Below are 23806 nucleotides of genomic sequence, written 5' to 3'. Positions count from 1 at the left end.
ATTCAACTATTTATAAACATTTACTGTTCATAACTCTTATCCCGAACTCAGGTTAATACGATGTCTTCATAAAAAAATATTGGAAAGCAAACTTAGTAAAAAGAAGCATTTAATAAATCACAATTTTTTCAAAAGTGTTTTTATCTCCCGAAATAATGGTTATAAAATATATCCCTTCATTATATGAAAATGCAGGTATTGATGTGGATTCGCTTATGGTATATTCGTAAATCTTTTGGTTGGTAGTGGAGTATATTGTTACGGTATAAATATTATTTTCTTCATTATTAAATACAATATTTATATTATCACTTTTTTTAATGTAACTTGGTAAAACAGTTATAAAAGGAGCGTCAATAGAATATTCTATATATATAATTATAGAATATTCGTACTTCCCGTCAAAATCAGTTTGTTTAATTCTGTAATAGTTTACCCCTTCAATTGGATTATTATCAGCATAACTGTAATTGATTAATGAATTGCTATTCCCAGAACCTTTAATTATTGAAAGAGGTAAAAAATTTATTCCATCAGATGCTCTTTCAATAGTGAAATAATCATTATTTGTTTCGGAAGCAGTAGCCCAATTTAAATCAATGTGTTCATCATCTTTAACAGCATTGATATCAATAAATTCAACAGGCATAGGATCATTTTTAAATCTCCAGCTGAATTTAGCTAAAGTATCTATTCTGAATCCATCCCACCATGTATTCATGGTTCTTACATCTCCAAATAAATATGGCCAAGTATGTGCCGGTCCATACTCACCTTCTATATTAGTTGTTCCATCAGTGAAGTTAGAATCATCCCAGTAAATTTTACAAGAGCCGGAAACAGGGCGGATCCGGTTTACGATATACCCTTTATCGTTTGTTTCCGGATCATAAAGGGGGAAATTAGTAACACCAGAGTAAAATGCAGCTGAAGAAACAACAACTTCATCGGATTCAACAGTAATACCTTCACCATCTTTTCCATCCCATGAAACAGTATCAATAGTACCACCAGTTACCGCTTTTACAATTACTACATCTCTTGAGTTAGGCTGGTATCCGGGGGTTCCGTTCAACTCAATAACCATTTCAATTGTTCCGGATTCACTCATCTTTAAAGTAAATAAAGCAGGTTCACCAACAAAAGGTGTATCAACAAGCGCCAGGTTTTCCATCATGATAGGTATATCACCGGAAGGATAACAATTTATATCAGGATCGTTAAGGAAAATTTTATATTGCGGTCTTGTTGAATTTCCGGCAACGGATTTTCTGTTTTCATTTGCATCGCCTGTAACAGAAGTTCCGGAATTATTACAAGAAATAGTAAAACCAAAGGGTTGAATCCCATTCATACTAAACTCCGAAACATACATATCTTCGGAGTAACTGTAAAATTTACCCCAATACCTGTTCGAGTAACTTCTGGTATTTAGATCCCAACAATATGACCACATTCTGCCTTTTATCCTGTTTGTTGTAGATGTTGCTACTGTTAAATCAAATAAATCAAAATGATATGCTGTAGTTGTGCCTTCGTAACTTGTAGTAAATTCAATGTAATAATCCCCATTCATAGTGGGTGTGAATACAATTGGTGTATAACCTTTAACGGGTGTTCCTGAAATTATTGGTCCGGCTACAGCCTGGGAATAATATTTTATGTAACCAGTTCCTGATGCGGGAATAGTTTTCCTGGTTTTAGCTACATTCCCATTGGGATCCATAATTCTATACGTTGCAGTTTCAGAACCTGATAATACATGTTTAAAACCAATATATACTTTTTCAGTGGTGTAATCTTTAATGTGAAAATATAAACGGTGCATTAAATCGCTATTTGATTCTAATGCAAATGGACGCCCCATGTCATTGATTTGCATGTTTCCATAATAGGATGAATCTGGTCGGAATTCTTTTGTCCCTTCAGCTTTTACAATAATGATATTTAAAAAATAGAAAAAAGAATAAAGCAGTATGGTTATTTTGAAGGATAATGTGTAAAAATTGGGTTTCATTAAAATCGTTCATTATAATATTGCTTTCTTATCTCCAATATAAGAAATTTTTCATGAAAAGTCAATAGAGATACTATTGTTTAGTGCTAATACCAATTATTATAATACAAATATTTACAATCAGTCGATGACAATAAACATGAAAGTAATTAAAATATCAATAAAATAGGGGAGATTACCATTCTGATAAAAGGGAGTCCATTTCGCGTCTGTCTTTTTTAGTGGGACGTCCGCTTCCTTTGTCGCGTGTAATGAAATTAGATTTATGTATCATTTCAATTTTTTTATACTCTTCAGGGGGAGTAAGGTCTTCAACAAATTGAACGGCCAGCTTTGCTGATACCCGATTTTCTGTCAAGCCGATGACTTTTATTTTTTTATTTAATTGACCAATTCTTACATAAATAATTTCACCGATTTTCACTTCACGTGAAGCTTTAACAGTTGCTTCACTAATTTCAACTTTCCCTCCTTTACAGGCATCAGCTGCAAGACTGCGGGTTTTAAAAATACGAACAGCCCAGAGCCATTTATCAATCCTGACACTTGTTACTGTCATCATTTTTTCCTGAAAAATATTTGAATAGGTACACCTGAGAAATCAAATAGTTCGCGTAGTTTGTTCTCCAGGAAACGTTTATAAGAATCACGGATATATTGTGGAAGGTTACAGAAAAAAGCAAATGAAGGTGCATGAGTGGGCAACTGGGTTATGAATTTTATTTTTACAAATTTACCTTTTACAGCAGGCGGAGGGTTTCTTTCAATAATTGGTAAAAAAGTTTCGTTTAATTTTGATGTAGGTATTTTTTTATTGCGGTTTTCGTAAACTTTATTTGCTATTTCGAGTGCTTTGAAAATACGTTGTTTTTTTAATGCAGAAATAAAAATTATTGGAATGTCAGTAAATGGAGCAATCTCATTTTTTATTTTCTCTTCAAAAGATTTTGAAGTATTTGTTTCTTTTTCCATCAAATCCCATTTGTTCACACAAATAACAATACCTTTTCTATTCTTTTCAGCCAGGTGCAGGATATTCATATCCTGTGCTTCAAAACCCAGTGTAGCATCAATCATTAAAATGCATACATCACAATTTTCAATGGCACGAACAGAACGTAAAACAGAATAAAATTCAAGATCTTCATGAACTTTTGCTTTTTTTCTTAACCCGGCTGTATCAACTAAAACAAAATCAAGCCCGAATTTGTTATAACGGGTATAAATCGAATCACGTGTTGTTCCGGCAACGGGTGTTACAATATGTCTTTCTTCTCCAAGCAAAGCGTTTATTAATGAAGATTTGCCTACATTCGGTCTTCCTGCTATTGTAAATTTAGGTAATTCGGGAACTTCTTCTTCTTTATTTATTTCAAATTCTTTTACAATTTCATCAAGCAATTCACCTGTTCCTGAGCCATTAATTGCAGAAATACAATATAACTCACCCAGTCCGAGCTGGTAAAATTCAGCTGCCTCATGGTGTTTGTTTATGGAATCTACTTTATTTACAACAAGATATTTTTTCTTCTCGCTATGACGTAGGATAGATGCTACATCTTTATCCATATCAGTAAGCCCTTCCTTGAAATCAACAACAAAAACGATAACAGAAGCTTCTTCAATGGCCAGTTCTACCTGTTTTTTTATTTCAAGTTCAAAAACATCATCAGAATCATTAACATAACCCCCGGTGTCAATTACTGAGAATTCGAATCCGTTCCAATCAGTGCGACCATAATGCCGGTCGCGTGTAACACCGCTGAAAGAATCAACTATAGCCTGACGCTGACCTATTAACCTGTTGAATAATGTTGATTTACCTACATTCGGGCGACCAACTATAGCTATTATATTGCCCATGATTCTTAATTTAGAAAGCATGCAAAGTTAATGGTTTTTAATTTAACACTGTAAAAGGAAATTTTTTTGGAAAAATTTTGTTAAAAAACATTCATATTAAAACATTGATTACTAAAAATTAGCATATTCAAAAGCTTTTTATATTTTTGCAGCTGCTTAAAGCTGTTTTTTATCAAGGGTTTATAGCAATATGAAAATTAATTTCAAAATATTGTTAACAAATTTGTTAAATAAAAAATTAGTTTTACCTTTGCACTCCCGTTTTATAAGGGGATTTTTTATTTTTTTGAAATAATAACATTTAGTAATGGATACATTAACGTATAAAACAAAATCTGCAAATAAAGATACTGTCAATAAAGAATGGCTGTTAGTTGATGCAGAAAATGAAATTCTTGGAAGGCTTGCATCTGTTGTTGCACGGTTACTTAGAGGAAAATTAAAAACTGAATTTACACCTCATGTTGATTGTGGTGATAATGTAATTATTATCAATGCTGAGAAGATAAGACTTACTGGTAATAAGATGACCGATAAAGAATATGTTCGTCATACTGGTTACCCGGGTGGACAAAGATTTGCAACTCCTAAAGAACTTCTGGCTAAGAAACCGGAAGCAGTTATTGAAAAAGCAGTAAAAGGAATGCTCCCCAAAAACAGGCTTGGTGCCCAGATTTATAAAAATCTTTATGTTTATACAGGAACAGAACATCCTCATGCTGCACAGCAACCTAAAGCTATTAATATTAAAACAATCAAATAATATATGGAAGTTATCAATGCAACTGGTAGAAGAAAAAATGCTATAGCCAGTGTTTTTATAAAGGACGGAAACGGAAGTATTACAGTTAATAATAAAGATTATAAAGTATATTTCCCTACACCTACATTACAATATGTAGTGAATCATCCTCTCGAAACGGTTGAAGCAATAGGAAAATATAATATTATTGCAAATGTAAACGGCGGTGGTGTTACCGGTCAGGCTGAAGCTTTAAAACTTGCTATTGCAAGAGCTTTATGCAAAATCAATCCTGAATCAAGACCTCCTTTGAAAGCAAAAGGTTTGATGAGAAGAGATCCCAGGATGGTGGAACGTAAAAAACCCGGTCAGAAAAAAGCCCGCAAAAGATTTCAATTTAGCAAACGTTAATATTTTACAGGAAATAAATATCACATGACAAAAGTTAGTTATAATGAATTGTTAGACGCAGGTGTTCATTTTGGTCATCTGAGAAGAAAGTGGAATCCTAATATGGCTCCTTATATTTTTATGGAAAAAAACGGGATTCATATTATCGATCTAAATAAAACAGCTGCAAAAATTGATGAAGCTGGTACTGCTATTAAACAAATAGCAAAATCTGGAAAGAAAATCCTTTTTGTAGCAACAAAAAAACAGGCTAAAGATATTGTTGCCGAGCACGTAAAACGTGTTAACATGCCTTTTGTTACTGAAAGGTGGCCTGGAGGTATGCTTACAAATTTTGCTACTATTCGTAAAGCAGTGAAAAAAATGTCGGGTATCGACAAAATGTTCACCGATGGTACTTCTGACAATATGTCGAAAAAAGAAAGACTTCAGATTACCCGCGAAAGAGCTAAACTGGAAAAAAACCTTGGCAGTATTGCCGATCTTACAAGACTTCCTGCTGCTTTATTTATAGTTGATATTTCTAAGGAACATATTGCTGTTGCTGAAGCCAAAAAACTCAGCATTCCAACTTTTGCAATTGTTGATACCAACTCAAACCCAAATGAAGTTGATTTCCCAATTCCTGCAAATGATGATGCTGCAAAATCAATTTCACTGGTAGTTAATGCAATGGTTGAAGCTATCGAAGAAGGTCTAGCTGAAAGAAAATTTGATAAAGACAAACAAATTGAAGATGAAAGAGAAGAAGCATTTGAAGCTGCAGAATTAAAATCAAAAACAATAGTTGAACTTGAAGCACAGGAAGATGAAGAAGAAGTGAAGAAAACCAAAAAAGCTGCTGCTAAACAAGTGTTGAAAGCTAAAGATACTGTAGATACTGAACCTATTGAAAGAAAAGATAAAAAATTCATTCCACGCGGACCCAAACCACAATTAAGTGTTAAAAAGCCCGGTATTGGAAAGAAACCTATTAAATAATTTTAAATAAACTGTACAATGGCAAATATTACTGCAGCCGATGTAAATAAATTACGTCAAATGACTGGTGCGGGAATGATGGACTGCAAAAAAGCTTTAGTTGAAGCAAATGGCGATTTTGATGCAGCCATTGATTACCTAAGAAAAAAAGGACAAAAAGTGGCAAGCAGCCGTGCCGACAGAGCTGCAAATGAAGGCATGGTATTAGCTAAAACCTCTGCTGATTCTAAAAAAGCTATTATTGTAATGATTAGTTGTGAAACAGATTTTGTTGCTAAAAGTCAGGATTTCATGAAACTAACTACTGATGTTGCTGAATATGCAATTAATAATACTCCAGGGAATATCGATGAATTGAAAGCTGCAAATTTGAATGGACGTTCAGTTCAAGAAAACCTTACCGATTTAATAGGTAAAGTTGGTGAAAAAATGGAAGTAGCCCGTTATCAGGTTATCGAAGCTGCAAGAACATACGCATATAATCACCCGGGAAACCGCTTGGGAACAATCGTAGGTTTTAATAAAGACAGTGTTGAAGGACTTGACATGGTTGGAAAAGAAATTGCAATGCAGATAGCAGCTATGAGTCCTGTTGCTATTGATAAAAGCGATGTTACCCAGGAAATGATTGATAAAGAAATTGAAATTGGAAAAGAACAAGCAAGACAAGAAGGAAAACCTGAAGAGATGCTTGAAAAAATTGCCCAGGGTAAATTAAATAAATTCTTTAAGGAAAGTACTTTATTAAATCAGGAATTCGTAAGAGATAATAAAAAAACCGTAGGACAATATATTACGGAAATTGATAAAGATCTTAAAGTAACGGCATTTGCTCGTTTAATGTTAGGAGCATAATTAAAATCAATCAATAAAAAACAAATAATAATTTTATTAAAATGGCAAATCAATACGAAACCGTTTTCATAATGACTCCCGTTTTATCTGAAGACCAGATGAAGGAAACGGTAAGCAAGTTTCAGAAATTGCTTGCAGAAAAAGGTGCTGAGATAGTCTACCAGCACAACTGGGGATTGCGTAAAATGGCATATCCTATCCAGAAAAAATCAACTGGGTTTTATTACCTGATTGAGTTCAAAGCAGAAGGTAATACTGTGAGAGATCTCGAGATTAACTATAAACGCGATGAACGCATACTTCGTTTTTTAACGGTAAAACTCGACAAATATGCAATAGCATATAACGAAAAAAAACGTACTAACGAAAAAGAAAAAGCTAAGCCTTCTAAAGAAAGAGCAGAAGCGTAACCAGGTAATCATTTAAAAAATTATTAAAATGGCACAACAAGGTTCAGAAATAAGATATTTAACACCCATTAATGTTGATATCAAAAAGAAAAAATATTGTCGTTTCAAAAGAAGCGGTATTAGATACATTGATTATAAAGATGCTGATTTTCTTCTGAAATTTATTAACGATCAGGGAAAAATATTACCTAAACGTATTACAGGAACATCTGATAAATACCAAAGAAAAATTGCTCAGGCAGTTAAAAGAGCTAGACACATTGCACTATTACCATTCGTTGGTGATATGTTAAAATAAAATCAGGAGGAAAAGAAAATGGAAGTTATTTTAAAACAAGATATACATAACCTCGGATATAAAAACGATGTGGTTAAGGTTAAAGAAGGATATGCTCGCAATTTCCTTATTCCTAAAAATATGGCTACAGTAGCTACTGAAACTAACCGGAAGATACTTGCCGAAAACATGAAGCAGAGAGCTTTTAAAGAAGAAAAAATTAAAAAAGAAGCTCAGAAAGTTGCTGAAACCCTCGGAAGCATTACTCTTAAAATTGGTGCTAAAGCAGGTACATCAGGTAAAATTTTTGGTGCTGTTAATGCTCTTCAAATTGCTGAAGCAATACAAAAACAATTTAATGTTGAAATTGACCGTAAAAAAATTCATGTTGACGGTGAATCAATAAAAGAACTTGGAACTTATTCAGCTAAAGTTATTCTTCATAAGGAAGTTAAACTTGATGTGAAATTTGAAGTGGTTGCTGAGTAATTAGTTATAAAAATATTTAAACCCGCTGAGAAATCTGCGGGTTTTTTTATTCTCAAAATTATTTTAATTCATAATGAAAGAAAAGTTATTCAACAATAAAATTGTATTAAATTTGACACTTAATTTAGAATGAGATTTTTATGACCGTATTAATTAAAGAAGTCAAAAACAAATCGGATATTAAACAATTTGTTAATTTCCAATTCGATTTATATAAGAATAATAAATTCTGGGTTCCCCCAATAAAATCAGCAGAAATTAAATCATTGCTTCCTGAAAACCCTGCAAATGATTTTTGCGATTCACGTTTTTTCCTTGCATTTAAAAACAACAAATGTGTTGGAAGGATTGGTGCTATAATTAATAAAAATTATAACGAAAAAGTAAATCAAAAATTCGGAAGAATTAATCGTATTGAATTTATTGATGATTATGAAGTAAGCGAAAAGCTTATCAATACAGCTATCGAATGGTTTAAAGAACAGCAAATGGAATTTGTTCACGGACCACTAGGTTATACTAATCTTGATACTCAGGGATTATTAATAGAAGGTTTCGATTATTTGCCTTCTATTGCTTCGGTTTATCATTTGCCTTATTACAAAGACCATTTTGAAAAATTGGGTTTTGAAAAAGAAAATGATTGGATTGAATTTCGCATGACTATTACTGAAGAGCCTTTGAATAAAGCAAAACGCGGTGCAGAAATTGTAAAAAAAAGATCCGGAGTACAGGTGCTTAATTTTACAAAAAGGAGTGAATTATTACCTTACAGCGAGAAAATGTTTGAAATTTTAAACGATGCTTTCCAGTATTTGCCTTATGTTTCGCCACTTAACAATAAAATGATAAAATTATATTCCGATAAATATTTTAATATACTGAATCCAAAATTTGTCAAGATAGTTGTAAAAGATAGTAACCCGATTGGGTTTTTCGTAGGATTACCATCATTGTCAGTAGCAATGCAAAAAACAAAAGGGAAATTATTTCCATTTGGATTTTTTCATATTTTGAAAGCATTGAAGAAACCAGAAGTGGTTGATATGCTGCTTACCGGTGTTTTGCAGGATTTTCAGAATGCCGGGATTGCTGTAATATTAATTTCTGAATTACAAACCGAAATGATGAAAGCAGGAGTCAATACTCTTGAAACAACAGGTGTTTTTGAAACCAACCAGAATGTTATTGCAAACTGGAAAAACTACGAACATATCCAGCATAAAAGAAGAAGGTGCTTTGTGAAAAAAATATAACGTAAAAAGATTCAGTTATACTGAGTGTTAGAGGTTGCAAGTATATTGAGCCGTAGTCGAAATACGCAAACTCATTCAGCCGAAGTATAAATAATATTTTTGCTACTTGTTCCGTATCGGTATAAATTCAATAAATTTGCATAAATAAAAGCATTATAATGCAAATTAAAACAGATTTTCTGGTAATAGGTTCTGGCATTGCAGGGCTTAGTTATGCGCTTAAAGTTGCTGAATATGGAAAAGTAATTATTATTACTAAGGAAGAAGCGCGGATTTCAAATACAAGTCTTGCACAGGGAGGAATTGCAGCAGTGATGTATAATCCCGATACTTACGAAAAGCACATTCAGGATACTATTGAGGCTGGTGCCGGGTTATGTAATGAAAATATTGTTCGTATCACTATCACAGAATCAAAAGAAAGAATAGATGAATTAGTTAAGTGGGGAACAAACTTTGATAAAACTGTTTCAGGAAGGTACGATTTGGCAAAAGAAGGAGGGCATTCCGAGTATAGGGTACTTCATCATAAAGATAATACAGGAAAAGAAATTATAAGAGCTTTATTAGAGCAGGCAAGGAATCATCCCAATATTGAATTTTATGAAAATTATTTTGCTGTTGACTTAATAACACAGCATCATTTGGGACAAATAATTACCAAAAAAACCCCTAATGTTACTTGCTTTGGAGCATATGTACTAAATCCTAAAACCAATTTAATTGATAGCATATTATCTAAATTTACTTTAATGGCAACAGGTGGGGGAGGTAATGTATATTCAATTACTTCTAATCCTCCTATTGCTACAGGTGATGGCGTTGCTATGGTTCACCGGGCGCGTGGAAAGATTGAAAATATGGAATTCATCCAGTTTCATCCTACTATGTTATATAATCCTTCTGAGAGACCTTCTTTTTTAATTACTGAAGCATTAAGGGGTTTTGGTGCTGTGCTTAAAACAACAGATGGCAATGAATTCATGGAAAAGTATGACAGAAGAAAATCACTGGCACCCAGGGATATTGTTGCAAGAGCTATTGATAATGAAATGAAGATTTCTGGCGATGACTACGTATATCTTGATTGCAGGCATTTGAATAAAAATGATGTGATCAATCATTTTCCAAATATTTATGCAAAATGTTTGAGTATAGGAATTGATCTTTCAAAAGATATGATTCCTGTTATCCCTGGGGCGCATTATTCTTGTGGTGGCATACTAACTAATGAACTGGGGCGGTCTTCAATAAATAATTTATATGCTGTTGGAGAATGTGCATGTACAGGTTTACATGGCGCTAACAGACTTGCTTCAAATTCTCTGCTTGAGGCATTGGTCTTTTCTCACAGGGCTGCTGTGGATTCAATAGGATTAGTAGATTCGGTTAATATTAATGAAGAAATTCCTAGTTGGGATGCTGAAGGTACAGTTCTTAATGAAGAAATGGTATTAATTACGCAAGCAGTTAAAGAATTACAGTTTATTATGTCATATTATGTTGGTATAGTTCGTTCCAATTTACGACTCAAACGTGCTTTAGATAGGCTACAGATTATTTATAGAGAAACAGAAGATTTATATGAAAAATCAATAGTTACCCGAAAAATATGCGAATTACGAAACCTCATTGATATTGCATACCAGATTATAAAATCTGCAATGCGAAGGAAACAAAGTCTGGGACTTCATTATTCATTGGATTATCCATCAGTTAAAAAAAAGTGATATGGCTATAATAAAAACATTAAAAGGGGTTACCCCAAATTTTGGCGATAATTGTTTTTTAGCTGATACAGCAGTAGTAATAGGTGATGTAATTATGGGCGATAATTGCAGCATTTGGTTCAACGCTGTTGTTCGCGGTGATGTTCATTATATTAAAATGGGGAACAAAGTGAATGTACAGGATGGTGCTATCATACATTGTACTTATCAAAAAGCTCCGGTAAATATTGGTAATAATGTATCTATTGCTCATAATGCTGTAGTTCATGGATGTACTATTCATGATAATGTTTTGATAGGAATGGGTGCCATTATAATGGATCATGCGGTAATAGAAAGCAATTCAGTAATTGCAGCGGGAGCATTAGTTCTTGAAGATACAGTTGTTGAATCGGGAAGTGTTTATGCTGGAGTGCCTGCTAAAAAAGTGAAAACAATTGATAAAGAATTACTCGAGGGGCAAATAAACAGAATAGCCAACAGCTATATTATGTATTCTGGATGGTATAAAGAAAAAGAGGAATAAAAAAACCCGCATTTGCGGGTTTTTTTATTATTTATTTTATTCCTAATTTCTTTTTTACTAAAGGCATGATATCATCTGTTTCTGTAGAGTAAAGAATAACTCCGAGAGCACTGTCGAAAACATAAGTAAACCCATTTTCTTTAGCCACTTCTTCTATAGCTTTTTTAGCTTTATCAATAATAGGTTGAAGCAGTGATGTCTGTTTTTTCTGCAATGAATCGGAAGCATCAGTCTGGAATTTTTCGATACGAGTTTGTAAATCCTGTAATTCTGCAAGTTTTGTTTGTTTTATTAATTCAGATAAAGTAGTATAATTTGTTTGGTATTCAGATGCTTTAGTTTCGTATTCTGAATTCATAGTAGCAAGTAATTTTTGATACACAGCAGCTTCTGCCTGTATTTTAGCAATAGCAGAATCTCTTCCCGGCATCAGCTTTAATAATGAATCGGAATTAATGTGACCAAGTTTAACTTTAGCTTGAGCAAATACGTTAACGGCACAGAAAACCATCAGGATAACAACAGTAGTTTTTACTAAATTTTTCATATTACTTAATTAGGTTAATGTAAATTGTATTAAAATGAATTCCGGGCAAAATTATAATAATTAATTAAAAATCCATTTAATAAGTGATGAATTTATATTTTTTTTTGAAAATACCCGGTAATGATAATTATTCTTTCGTTTTATCATCTTTTACTGTTCCTGGTTTGTATCCAAGTTTTTCAAGTACTTCATCGCTTTTATCAAGTTTAGGATTTGTGTATAACATTGTCAGAGAACCCGATTTATCGAATATAATTCCATAAGAACCTTCTGTTGCCAATTCTTCAATAGCATTATAAACTTTATCCTGTATAGGTTTTACCAATTCCTGACGTTTTTTATATAAGTCGCCATCAGTTCCAAAGCGTTTTTTCTGTAATGCTTTAGCTTCTTTTTCTTTGGTGATAATATCATTTTCTCTTTTGGTTTTTAGATCTTCCGGCAAAAGAACAGATTCCGTTTCAAATTTTTTGTATAAACTGTCAATTGTTTTAAATTTAGCTTCAATTTCTGCCTGCCATTCTATAGAGAGTTCATCAAGTTTGTCTTGTGCTGCTGCATACTCAGGTATATTCTCCAGAATATAATCGCTGTCAACATAAGCATATTTTTGCTGCGAGAAAGCTACTGAACAGAAAAGAGCGAACGCTATTACTAATACTGAACTTTTCATGGTTTATTCCTCCGTTAATTTAATATTTATTTTGCTTAAAATTTATTTGATTAATCAATGGATTGGTTTATTGAAAAATGGAATTGTGATTTATTTGCTCCTGAATCGCCAGGAATTTCGTCGAAGCCATAGCCCCAGTCGAGTCCAAGTAATCCAAACATCGGTAAATAAATACGTACACCAACACCGGCAGAACGTTTAACATCAAATGGATTGAATGTCTTAAAATTACCCCATGTATTTCCTGCTTCTAAAAATCCAATAGCATATATAGTTGCCATAGGATTCAATGATACAGGATATCTTAACTCAAGTGTATATTTATTAAAAATGATACCCCCGATATAATCGCCATCGGAATTAGTTTGTGTTAAAGAATTGTTTGAATATCCTCTCATACCTATTATTTCTCTGCCATCGAGAGCGAAGCCTGATAATCCATCACCTCCAAGATAAAAACGTTCGAAAGGCGGAGGTCCAACTTCTTTTTTGTAATAACCTAAAAATCCAAACTTCGTTCGCGAGCTTAATACCAAATCTCCTGCCAATTTTGTATATACCGATGCTCCAAATTTCCATTTATGGTATTCGAGCCATTTATATTTTTGTTGAGCAGTTAATGAATCATAGTTTCTTTCATTTCCGAATAATTTTTCTAAAACAGAATATGGTGGTGTAGCCTGTATTGTTAATGAGAATTCAGAACCTGAACGTGGATATATTGCATAATCGATAGAATTCCTGTTTAACATCCAGCTGTAATAAAAGTTATTAGATTTTCCGTTAGTGAATGCAAAAGAAGTATAATTTGTAACATTATATACCTGGAAATTGAGTCCATGGTAGCGATTAAAATAATCGTCAGGCCATTTAAGTTGTTTTCCAAGTTGAACAGAAATACCATCAATTATAATAGATTGACGATTCGTTTCACTTTTTGCCACTCCATTTGATTGAACAGAATGATATGCTGAAACGCTTAATGCATTAGGTTTTTTACCTCCCAGCCAGGGTTCAGTAAATGATGCATTGTATGATTGGTAATATATTCCATTGGATTGGGCTCTTATACTTAACTTTTGTCCATTGCCTGATGGCAAAGGTCTCCAGGCATCTTTTTTAAAGAAATTACGAGCAGAAAAATTATTAAATGATAATCCAAGAGTACCGACAATACGCCCAGCTCCCCATCCTCCTGAAAGTTCAACCTGGTCAGAGGAAGTTTCTTCAACTACATATTCAATATCAACGGTACCATCAGCTGCATGGGGGGTAGGGTTGACGGCTAATTTTTCTTCATTAAAATATTTTAATTGTGCCAGCTCACGTTGGGTTCGTATAATATCTGCACGGCTGAATAACTGTCCGGGTTTTGAGCGAACTTCACGAAGGACAACATTATCATTTGTTTTTGTATTGCCTGTTACTGTTACTTTGCTTATTACAGCTTGTTTTCCTTCATATATCCTTATTTCAAGATCAATAGAGTCATTTTCGACTTTTACTTCAACAGGTGTAACTGAAAAAAATAAATAACCATCGTCAAGATAAAGTGAACTAATATCTTTGCTGTCGGTGTTCATGTATAGATTTGCATCAAGAGCTTTCTGATTGAATACGTCTCCTTTTTTTACTTTAAGGATTGCATTCAGGATATCAGAAGAATAGATAGTATTTCCAATCCATGTTACATTTCGAAAATAATATTTGTGTCCTTGATTCACATTAATATCAACATTGATTGTTTTATCATCAAATTTATACACGGTATCTTTTATGATTTTGGCATCCCTGTACCCATATTCATTTAACTTTTCAATGAGGTTGACTTTATCATCTTTATATTCGGATTCAGTAAAACGTGAAGTTGAAAAAATTTTATAAAAGTGTTTTTCCTTGGTTTTCTTCATTGCGTGTTTAAGTTTACCGGATTTTACATCTGTTATTCCGCTTATATTAACCTGGTTGATTTTGACTTTACTTTTTTTATCTACATTGATATAAAGTACAACACCGGTTGAAGTTGCGGTATCTTTTTTCTGAACAATATTAACAGTTGAAAATAAGAAACCTTTATCAGTAAAATAATTTAATATTTTATTTTTTGTGGTCATGATAAGGTTTTCTGTAACCGCATCACCTCGCTGGATTTTTATTTCATCACGGAGTTTATCGGCTTCCGATTTTTTTACACCATTAAATGAAAATCTTGATAACTTGGGTCTTTCAGAAATATAAATATCAAGAAAGATTGTAGTACCAACAATTTTAGAGGCAGAGATTTTAATATCTTCAAAAAGTCCTTGTTTCCATAGGTTATCAATAGCTTTGGTGATTTTATCACCGGGGACTTTAATTTTATCTCCAACAGTTAATCCAGATAAAGTAATTAAAACATTATTATCATAGTTTTCAACACCGGAAACTGTAATACCGCCAATTTCGTAATCTTTTGGATTTGAATAATCAATTTTTGTGTTATCGTCAGATAGAATAACCTGGGAAAAAACAGAATATGAGTTAAACAGTAAGATTATTATTCCAGTAAAAATTTTTTTCATCATCATTTCTTTTTAATTTGTTCGCTTGTCATACCAAACCTTCTTTCTCGATTCTGGAAATCAACTATTGCTTTATAAAGGTCTTCTTTTCTGAAATCGGGCCATAATTTCTGGGTGAAATAGAATTCCGTATATGCAATTTGCCAGAGCAGGAAATTGCTAATGCGGTATTCTCCGCTTGTTCTTATTAACAGTTCAGGATCAGGAATTCCAATCGTAGTTAAATAATTACTGAACATTTTCTGGTCAATTTCATTAATATTTATTTTCCCTTTTTGTACTTCTTGAGCAATTCGTTTAGTTGCATTAACAATTTCCCATTTTGAGCTATAGTTCAATGCCAAAATCAGCGACATTCTTGTGTTTCCTGCAGTTAAATCAATGGCTTCTTTTAGTTCTTTTCTGCAATCTGCTGGAAGCCCATCGGTGTCGCCAATTGTTAGCAAACGAATATTATTCTTTTTTAGTGTTTTGGTTTCTTTATAAATTGTTTTAACCAATAAATTCATCAAAGCATCTACTTCTTTTTGAGGTCTTTTCCAGTTTTCAGTAGAGAATGCGTAAAGTGTTAAATATTTTACTCCTAGTTCTGCAGCTGCTTCTGTAGATTCCCTGACGGATTTGATGGCATTATAATGCCCAAATATTCTTGTTTTTCCCTTTTGTTTTGCCCAGCGTCCGTTGCCATCCATAATGATAGCAATATGCAGAGGCAATTTATTTGTGTCAATTTTTTCTTTTAAACTCATTAAAAAAAATATTTATAAAAAAGACCTCATTGTTAAAAATGGATGAGGTCATAATGAATAACCAATATTTAAACTATATTCAATCTTTTCTTAAAAAATCTCTAAACTTATGATGTTTGCTGCTAACGCCGGGACATGGAATATCACCGCCAGTTTTAAATTTAAAAGTAATAAATCCTCCGACGAAAGAATACCAATCTTTGGTAACGGAATTTCCTCGCTGTAATCCGGTATTATCGCTATCACCTGTTTTGTCGGCCAGAGCTGCTGCAACGACACCATTTTCGGCAGAAAGTATTGCTGGGTCAGCATATGTGGTGCTTACATCATCAATGTAATCAGTAATAGTTTTTCGTAAACCCCATTCTAAACCAACTGAAACTTTTTTCCCGATACTATATTTAAATCCCAGTCCAAAAGGAAACGATATATTGGTTAGTGAATATGGTTTTCGTACAGAAGAATATTGTGAAGTTCCTTGTCCTTCGGTTCCAAGCGGTTTTAAGTCATACCAAGTACCGTTATATTCTGCTTTAGGGTTAAAACTGAAAATTGCAATGCCTCCAAAGATGTATGGTGTGAAATAATTTTTTTCTTTATTACCGGTAATATAAGGCAGAAAATTCAACTCCAGTTGAGGAGATATTTCAAAAATATGAGATTTAAAACTAAGATTACGTTGTTCATTAAATTTTGCAACAGCATCATCACCTTCAACATTTCCGTACAGTCCATCAATTTTTAAAGCCCACCGCGGATTGAAAATATACCTGTAAATAATGCCTCCTGCTGGTTTTGACAGAAGAAAATGTTTATATGGATTCAAATCGCCAAGATAGTATGTTGTTCCCAGCAGAATGCCAATTTCATTACGTTGAGCAGAAACATTCAAAGCAAAAGAGTAAGTACAAAACAGTATTATAATTATTTTTTTCATTTAGGAAAAGTACCTTATTTAAATTTAGGTAACGTAAATCTACCCTTAGGTATTTTGTAATAGAACGTAATTATTCCAAACATATAAGAATCTTTATCGCGTACATCTCCTCGTTGTTGCCCGGGATAGGTTACATTATAAGGATTTCCGCATTCGGGTGGTAAAGAATAATTTGTTGGGTTTGAAAAGTATGCTGCTAAATCACCTTTTTCCTGTTGAAGAAAATGTGGGTTCACATATGTTTTGCTTACATCATCAATATAATCAGTAAAAGTTTTTCGAATTCCATATTCGATACCAACCGACCAATCTGTGCTTAATGCATATTTGAATCCCATACCAAAAGGAATTATACATTGAATTGACGAATATTTTCTTCGTGTTGGTAAAAATCCTTCTCCTTCTGTACATAAGGGTTTTAAAGCATACCAACTACCATCTTTTTCTCCTTTGGGATTAAAATACATCAGACCTATTCCGGCGAAGAAGTAGGTTTGTACCTGGATATACCTCCATCCTCTGATACCTTTCAAATTGTAAATGTGCCCGGGACGTTCCCTGCCAACAACGTATTCGTATTGTGAAGAAAGTTCAATAACCGGTGAACGAAAATTACAATTCCTATTCTGACGAAACGGTTCTTTTGTTAATTTATCATTTCCATATAAGAAAGCATAAGCCAGGTTAAATTTGATTGCAGTTTCTTTTGTAGTACGATAACGGTAACCTACATAGAAATCAGGGCGTATAGCGGGGAAATCAAAATCGCGTAACCCATTTGTACCTACCTGGTTTGCACCACCTAAATCACCAAGAAAATTGTTTGCACCTGCTCCAAAAATAAATTCTCTTCTTCTTCTTCGCCATAAAGTAGTCTGGGCTTCACAGAAATCCTGTAAGCCTAATATTATTAACAAAGTAAGAATAATTATCTTTTTCATTTGGAAAAAGTTGAAGCCAAGTAAGATAATATCAATAAAAAATGAGTGTTTATATATTTTGCAAAAATATTCTTTTTTTAAAGAAAATGCAAAATTAATTAATCGCTTCTGTTAAAAAGTCTTAATACAAGTAACGAAGTAATTTCCAATAAATTATTTATATAATCGATTTTACTGAAAAAATTAAATTTCATAATCAATATAAACACGTTTATTGCGAATATTTTTCAGTAATTGAATTATCTTAATATGTTCAGGATGTTCCTGGTATTCTTTTAATCCTGAAATATTTTCAAATTCGCAATACAACGCAAGATCAAAAGCTCCATCTCTATGAGTAATATTAATGCCTGTTTCAAGTTTTCTTACTGAAGGTATTTTATTTTTTAAACCTTCAAGTCCATTTATCGCAAGCTGAATATTTTCTTCTTTGCTTCTGCCTTCGGCTGTTTCGTGAAATGTCCAAAAAACAATATGTTTTACCATGATAAATTATATTTTATTTCAAAAATACGATTTTATGTTTTATTAAGAAAATTAGAAATTTTACAGAAAGAAAATTATTTTAAATTTGTCAAAAACTCATATTATTCATAATGGAAAATTTTATTGTATCGGCAAGGAAGTATAGGCCTGTAACATTTGATACGGTTGTGGGGCAGAATGCCATTACTTCTACGTTAAAAAATGCGATCCGAAATAATCATCTTGCACAGTCGTTTCTGTTTTGCGGACCACGTGGAGTTGGCAAAACTACATGTGCGCGGATACTTGCAAAAACTATTAACTGCGAGAATTTGACATCAAATGTTGAAGCTTGTAACCAGTGTAAGCCTTGTCTTTCTTTTAATACATCAAACTCATTCAATGTTTTTGAACTTGATGCTGCTTCGAATAATTCGGTTGATGATATAAGGAACCTTATTGATCAGGTGCGAATACCGCCGCAAATAGGGCAATACAAGATATATATCATCGATGAGGTTCACATGTTGTCGTCTTCTGCTTTTAATGCTTTTCTTAAAACTCTTGAAGAACCACCGGTATATGCAAAATTTATTCTGGCTACAACGGAGAAACATAAAATAATTCCTACGATACTTTCACGCTGCCAGATTTTTGATTTTAATCGCATAACTATTGATGATATTGCAAAACATTTAGCATATGTTGCACAAAGTGAAAATGTAGAAGCAGAAACTGACGCATTACATATCATTGCCCAGAAAGCTGATGGTGCATTGCGCGATGCACTTTCTATTTTTGACCAGATAGTAAGTTTTGCCGGAGGAAATGGAATTACTTACAAAACAGTTATTGAAAATCTAAATGTTCTTGATTACGATTACTTTTTTCATGTTACCGATTATTTATTACAGGGAAATATTCCTTCAACACTTTTGATTTTAAATGATGTGATTGAACATGGCTTTGATGGGCATCATTTCATCAGCGGGCTGGGCGAGCATTTCAGAAATCTTCTTGTTTGCAAAGACGCTTCAACATTAAAACTTCTTGAAGTGGGCGATAATATTCGCGATAAATATAAAAGCCAGGCACAAAGTTGTCCAATTGACTTTCTGCTTAAAACCCTTGATGTTGTTGCAAAGTGCGATGTAAATTATAAAACAGCAAATAATAAACGTTTACTTTTAGAACTTGCATTGATGCAAATGTGCTGTATCCTTCAGCAAAGTAATCCGGCAAATATAAAATCCGAAACGATAAAGCCTATTGTCAAAACCAGCACTACTCCTGTAGTTCAGCAAAAAGAAATTGCAAAACCTATTGAAGAAAAAAAAACCGAAGCTCCTGTAGTGCAAAATGAAAATGTTGTAAATGAAACTCCACCGGTTAAACAAGTTGTTAAAAAAATTGTAACAGGAACCAGTTCAATATTGGAGAACCTTGCCGAGGAAGAAGAAAGTAAATTATCGAAACAATCTTCATCCCAGGTTAACGATAATTTTGAAAAGCCACAAGAAAAATACACTCCAGAACAATTTGAAAAAGCCTGGTTAAAATTTGCCGGACATTATAAAAATACAAACCCGGATTACTATAGTACACTTACATCACGGATGCCTGTGCTGAAAGAAGAAAATTTGATTGAACTTACTATTGAGAATAAAGTTCAGGAAAAAGAAATCAGCGACAGAAAATTGGATATTCTATCTTTCATTAGAAAAGAATTGAATAATTATAGTATTCAATTACAAACGGTGATTAATAAAAGCGCTGAAAAAATAAAACCATTTACACCACAAGATAAATTCAATAAAATGGCTGAAAAAAATCCGGCAATTAAAAAATTAAAAAATGAATTTGATTTGGAGATAGATTTTTAATTGAAAAAATTAGAATAATTAAAAAGATTGATGACTTTGGATGCTAAATAATATTTTTGTTTAAATAGTTAAAATTATGGGCGAAAAAATTAATCAATTTGAAGATATTGAAATATGGAAACGGGCTGTTGAAATTGCAATTGAAATATATAAAATTACTGAGGATGGGAAATTAGCGAAGGATTTTGGGTCAAGAGACCAGATCCGTCGTTCAGCAACTTCTATATCAAATAATATTGCAGAAGGGTTTGAATACAACAATAATAAAGAATTCGTGAGATATTTAAAATATTCAAAAGGTTCAGCAGGAGAGTTGAGAAGTCAATTACATATTTTATTTAAATCGGATTATATTCAAGAAGAATTTTATTTTGAGATGCATGATAAATTAATAGCGCTATCGCAGCAAATAGCTAATTTTATTAAATATTTAAGAAAATATGAAAGAGATAAACTTATAAAAAATATTGCGAGTTTTTTCTTTTTTATGAAATAACATAAAACAAATTTTTCAATCTTTTAATCTTTACAATCTTTCAATTAATAAATATTTTTAAAATAATAAAACATGAGAAAATTAAATTTACTGCTTTGTACAGCAATTTTTTCGTTCCTTTTCTGTTTTTCATACGGACAAAAAGGAAACGTTAATCTAAACGATTCGCTTAAGGTTGACCCTAATGTTGTAATAGGTAAGCTTGATAACGGGATTACATATTATATCCGGAAGAATGCTAAGCCCGAGAAACGTGTTGAACTTCGTTTGGCTGTAAATGCGGGTTCAATTATGGAAAATGAAAGCCAGAAAGGGCTTGCTCACTTTACCGAACATATGTGTTTTAATGGAACAAAAAATTTTCCACATAATGAATTGGTGGATTTTTTACAGAAAACAGGTGTAAAGTTTGGCGCTGATATCAATGCTTACACAAGTTTTGATGAAACGGTGTATATGTTACAAGTCCCGACAGACAATAAAGAATTAATTGAAAAAGGAATGCAGGTTATTGAGGACTGGGCACATCAGGTTACATTCGATGGGAAAGAAATTGATAAGGAAAGAGGCGTTATTACTGAAGAATGGAGATTAGGATTAGGCGCAGATGACCGTATGCGTAAAAAATATTTCCCTGTAATTTTTAAAGATTCACGTTATGCAGAACGTCTTCCTATTGGTGATATTAATGTGATTAAAAATTTTGCTCACGATACCATCCGTAAATTTTACAGCGACTGGTATCGTCCCGATTTGCAGGCAGTAGCTGTTGTTGGTGATATTGATGTTAAAGAAATGGAAGCCATGATAAAGCAACATTTCGGAAGTATTCCTAAACCTGTAAATCCACGTCAGCGTACAATTTTCGATATTCCCGATAATAAGGAACCGCTCATAAGCATTGTTACCGATAAAGAAGCCACAAGTTCTGCAGTGATGTTATTTTATAAACATGATTCAAAAGAAAATGTTACTGTTGGTGATTATAAACAATATCTAACAGCAACGTTATATACCGAAATGCTGAATGCTCGCTTGAATGAAATTACTTTAAAGGCTGACGCACCTTTTATTATGGCTCAGACTGATTACGGCAGTTTTCTTGCACGTACAAAAGATGCATACGAATTATTTGCAGTATCAAAAGAAAATCAAATTGAAAAATCATTACAAACATTATTGATAGAAAATCAGCGTGTGAAACAATTCGGGTTTACAGAAACCGAGATGGAACGTATAAAAGACCAGCTACTCAGCGATTATGAAAAAGCAGCTAAAGAATTTGATAAAACTGAATCGGGAAGATTAGTTGGAGAATACGTTAGTAATTTTTTAAGCAAAGACCCGATCCCCGGTGCACAGGCTGAATTTAAACTAGTGAAAAAACTTCTGCCTGAAATAAAATTAGAAGATGTAAATGCATTAGCTTCAAAATGGATTACTGATAACAACATGATTATTGTTGCCACTGCTCCCGAAAAAGAAGGCATTACAGTTCCTACCGAAAAACAATTACTTAATGTAATTGCGGAATCTAAAAAAGCTGTAGTTACTGCATATGTTGATAAATTCAAAGCAGAACCTTTGGTAAAAGATGAACTGAAAGGAACAAATGTAACTTCCAAAAAAGAAAATAAAGAATTAGGATATACTGAACTTACTTTTGGTAATGGAGTTACTGCAATCATAAAAAAGACCGATTTTAAAAATGATGAAATTCTGGTAAAAGCATACAGTACGGGCGGAACATCATTATATTCCGATAACGATTATGCTTCTGCTTATTTTGCAAGCAGCATAATTGACCAGTGTGGTATTGGCAATTTCAGCAATACGGAATTAGAGAAAAAATTAAAAGGAAAAGATATAAGTCTTAGTCCGTATATAGATGATATTAAACAGGGATTGTCTGGTAAATGTGGGCCTAAAGATTTTGAAACGTTATTACAACTTACCTATTTATATTGCAAAGCACCACGAAAGGACACTGCTGAATACAATGCATTTATGTCGAAAATGAAAACACAGTTAAAATTTTTAGGTTCAAATCCTATTTATGCATTTTATGATACATTATTCAAAGCAGCTACCAGCAATAGTCCCCGGGTAATTGTTATTCCAAAAGAAAAACAATTAAACCAGGTTGACCTCGACCTTGCATATAAAATTTATTCTGAACGGTTTGCCAATGCTAACAATATGAAATTTTTTATCGTAGGAAATATTGATGTTGATTCCATTACACCTATGCTCGAAAAATATCTTGGCGGACTTCCCGGAACAGGCAAAGAAGAAGTATGGCAAAATAAAAATCCGAAATTCCCTGTAGGAGTAACCGATTTTGTTATAAATAAAGGTACAGAACAGAAAAGTATGGTTGGAATTATGCAGAATGAAAAATTCGACTGGAACGATAAAAACCGTATCTGCCTTGCAATGATAAAAGAGATTATGAGCATTAAACTTATTGAAGTGATTCGTGAAAAAATGAGTGGTGTATATTCTCCACAGATACAGCTTTCAGCTGATCAATATCCTGAATCGGAATACAGCCTGATGATTATGTTCGGATGTTCTCCTTCCAGCGCGGATAAATTAACTAAAGCCGTATTTAAAATAATGAAATCTATTCGCGATAAAGGACCAGAGGAAATAGATTTATCAAAAACAAAAGAAACACTTATCCGTGGAAGAGAAGTGGATGTAAAAACAAATAAATTCTGGCTCGACAGGCTTGAATCATATTATTTCAATAAAGATGATGCTGAATTAATTACAGATTATACAAATAAAGTAAATGCAATCACTTTAAAAGATATCCAGGAATGTTTTTCAAAATATTTCCCGAAAGATAATTATGTAAGAGTTGTATTGAAACCAGAAGAAAAGAAATAAAATGCGATTGACATTTTGAACAAGATACATTGAACATTATTAATCGTTCGTTTAAACTTCCGGTATTTTTATCGGAAGTTTTTTTTTAATTAAAAAAATTAA

23 protein-coding genes are annotated in these 23806 nt (G+C 32.9%); 13 read left to right on the top strand and 10 right to left on the bottom strand.

What is annotated here, in order from left to right; all coding sequences use genetic code 11:
• Positions 1 to 109: 109 nt before the first annotated feature.
• The 3 genes from PKK00_08680 to der form a co-directional block, all read right to left on the bottom strand.
• Complete coding sequence (locus tag PKK00_08680; GenBank protein ID HNW98468.1) at positions 110 to 2017, bottom strand: T9SS type A sorting domain-containing protein; 1908 nt, start codon at positions 2015 to 2017, stop codon at positions 110 to 112.
• 175 nt (positions 2018 to 2192) lie between these two features.
• On the bottom strand, positions 2193 to 2579 hold the full coding sequence (locus tag PKK00_08675; protein ID HNW98467.1) for an RNA-binding S4 domain-containing protein: 387 nt from the start codon (positions 2577 to 2579) through the stop codon (positions 2193 to 2195).
• Positions 2576 to 3880: a ribosome biogenesis GTPase Der gene (gene der, locus PKK00_08670; GenBank protein ID HNW98466.1), complete on the bottom strand. Its 1305-nt coding sequence runs from the start codon at positions 3878 to 3880 to the stop codon at positions 2576 to 2578. The genes PKK00_08675 and der overlap by 4 nt, the downstream gene beginning before the upstream one ends.
• 307 nt (positions 3881 to 4187) lie before the next feature.
• Here der and rplM point away from each other — a divergent pair, with 307 nt between their 5' ends.
• The 10 genes from rplM (at position 4188) to PKK00_08620 (ending at position 11557) form a co-directional block, all read left to right on the top strand.
• Positions 4188 to 4643 (top strand): 50S ribosomal protein L13, encoded by a 456-nt coding sequence (rplM, locus tag PKK00_08665; protein HNW98465.1) that lies wholly within the window; start codon positions 4188 to 4190, stop codon positions 4641 to 4643.
• A 3-nt stretch (positions 4644 to 4646) separates the two neighbouring features.
• A complete protein-coding gene (gene rpsI / locus PKK00_08660; GenBank protein HNW98464.1) occupies positions 4647 to 5033 on the top strand; it encodes a 30S ribosomal protein S9 in 387 nt (128 codons plus the stop codon).
• A 24-nt stretch (positions 5034 to 5057) separates the two neighbouring features.
• Positions 5058 to 6014 (top strand): 30S ribosomal protein S2, encoded by a 957-nt coding sequence (gene rpsB / locus PKK00_08655; GenBank protein ID HNW98463.1) that lies wholly within the window; start codon positions 5058 to 5060, stop codon positions 6012 to 6014.
• Positions 6015 to 6032: 18 nt separating this feature from the next.
• Complete coding sequence (gene tsf, locus PKK00_08650; GenBank protein ID HNW98462.1) at positions 6033 to 6869, top strand: translation elongation factor Ts; 837 nt, start codon at positions 6033 to 6035, stop codon at positions 6867 to 6869.
• A 41-nt stretch (positions 6870 to 6910) separates the two neighbouring features.
• Entirely contained in the window at positions 6911 to 7279 is a 369-nt protein-coding gene (gene rpsF / locus PKK00_08645) for a 30S ribosomal protein S6 (protein HNW98461.1), read from the top strand.
• A gap of 28 nt (positions 7280 to 7307) precedes the next feature.
• Complete coding sequence (rpsR, locus tag PKK00_08640) at positions 7308 to 7577, top strand: 30S ribosomal protein S18 (protein ID HNW98460.1); 270 nt, start codon at positions 7308 to 7310, stop codon at positions 7575 to 7577.
• Positions 7578 to 7595: 18 nt separating this feature from the next.
• Positions 7596 to 8045: a 50S ribosomal protein L9 gene (gene rplI / locus PKK00_08635; GenBank protein HNW98459.1), complete on the top strand. Its 450-nt coding sequence runs from the start codon at positions 7596 to 7598 to the stop codon at positions 8043 to 8045.
• Positions 8046 to 8185: 140 nt separating this feature from the next.
• Positions 8186 to 9301: a hypothetical protein gene (locus PKK00_08630; protein HNW98458.1), complete on the top strand. Its 1116-nt coding sequence runs from the start codon at positions 8186 to 8188 to the stop codon at positions 9299 to 9301.
• Positions 9302 to 9459: 158 nt separating this feature from the next.
• Positions 9460 to 11031, top strand: a complete 1572-nt coding sequence (gene nadB / locus PKK00_08625) for an L-aspartate oxidase (GenBank protein ID HNW98457.1) — start codon at positions 9460 to 9462, stop codon at positions 11029 to 11031.
• Between the two features lies 1 nt (position 11032).
• Positions 11033 to 11557, top strand: coding sequence for a gamma carbonic anhydrase family protein (locus tag PKK00_08620; protein HNW98456.1), 525 nt, complete (start codon positions 11033 to 11035; stop codon positions 11555 to 11557).
• Positions 11558 to 11588: 31 nt separating this feature from the next.
• Here the strand turns inward: PKK00_08620 and PKK00_08615 are convergent, their stop codons facing one another.
• From PKK00_08615 to PKK00_08585, 7 genes are all read right to left on the bottom strand, one after another.
• A complete protein-coding gene (locus PKK00_08615; GenBank protein HNW98455.1) occupies positions 11589 to 12104 on the bottom strand; it encodes an OmpH family outer membrane protein in 516 nt (171 codons plus the stop codon).
• Between the two features lie 127 nt (positions 12105 to 12231).
• Complete coding sequence (locus PKK00_08610) at positions 12232 to 12777, bottom strand: OmpH family outer membrane protein (GenBank protein ID HNW98454.1); 546 nt, start codon at positions 12775 to 12777, stop codon at positions 12232 to 12234.
• Between the two features lie 50 nt (positions 12778 to 12827).
• On the bottom strand, positions 12828 to 15338 hold the full coding sequence (bamA, locus tag PKK00_08605; protein ID HNW98453.1) for an outer membrane protein assembly factor BamA: 2511 nt from the start codon (positions 15336 to 15338) through the stop codon (positions 12828 to 12830).
• A 2-nt stretch (positions 15339 to 15340) separates the two neighbouring features.
• Positions 15341 to 16087: an isoprenyl transferase gene (locus PKK00_08600; protein HNW98452.1), complete on the bottom strand. Its 747-nt coding sequence runs from the start codon at positions 16085 to 16087 to the stop codon at positions 15341 to 15343.
• A gap of 79 nt (positions 16088 to 16166) precedes the next feature.
• Positions 16167 to 17024: a DUF6089 family protein gene (locus PKK00_08595; GenBank protein ID HNW98451.1), complete on the bottom strand. Its 858-nt coding sequence runs from the start codon at positions 17022 to 17024 to the stop codon at positions 16167 to 16169.
• Between the two features lie 14 nt (positions 17025 to 17038).
• Positions 17039 to 17965: a hypothetical protein gene (locus tag PKK00_08590; GenBank protein HNW98450.1), complete on the bottom strand. Its 927-nt coding sequence runs from the start codon at positions 17963 to 17965 to the stop codon at positions 17039 to 17041.
• Between the two features lie 183 nt (positions 17966 to 18148).
• Positions 18149 to 18451 carry a Dabb family protein gene (locus PKK00_08585; protein ID HNW98449.1) on the bottom strand — a complete coding sequence of 101 codons (303 nt, stop codon included), beginning with the start codon at positions 18449 to 18451 and terminating at the stop codon, positions 18149 to 18151.
• A 110-nt stretch (positions 18452 to 18561) separates the two neighbouring features.
• On the opposite strand from PKK00_08585, the gene PKK00_08580 reads away from it, so the two are divergent.
• From PKK00_08580 to PKK00_08570, 3 genes are all read left to right on the top strand, one after another.
• The gene (locus PKK00_08580) at positions 18562 to 20313 is read left to right on the top strand and encodes a DNA polymerase III subunit gamma/tau (protein ID HNW98448.1); all 1752 of its coding nucleotides are present in this window, start codon (positions 18562 to 18564) and stop codon (positions 20311 to 20313) included.
• 76 nt (positions 20314 to 20389) lie between these two features.
• Positions 20390 to 20809 carry a four helix bundle protein gene (locus PKK00_08575; protein ID HNW98447.1) on the top strand — a complete coding sequence of 140 codons (420 nt, stop codon included), beginning with the start codon at positions 20390 to 20392 and terminating at the stop codon, positions 20807 to 20809.
• A 72-nt stretch (positions 20810 to 20881) separates the two neighbouring features.
• Positions 20882 to 23704 (top strand): insulinase family protein, encoded by a 2823-nt coding sequence (locus PKK00_08570; protein HNW98446.1) that lies wholly within the window; start codon positions 20882 to 20884, stop codon positions 23702 to 23704.
• Positions 23705 to 23806: the final 102 nt, after the last annotated feature.

It is taken from the genome of Bacteroidales bacterium (assembly GCA_035353855.1).
GTDB lineage: Bacteria > Bacteroidota > Bacteroidia > Bacteroidales > CG2-30-32-10 > DAOQAK01.
Note: the sequence above shows the minus strand (reverse complement) of the source record. Positions and strands in the feature narration are given on the sequence as shown.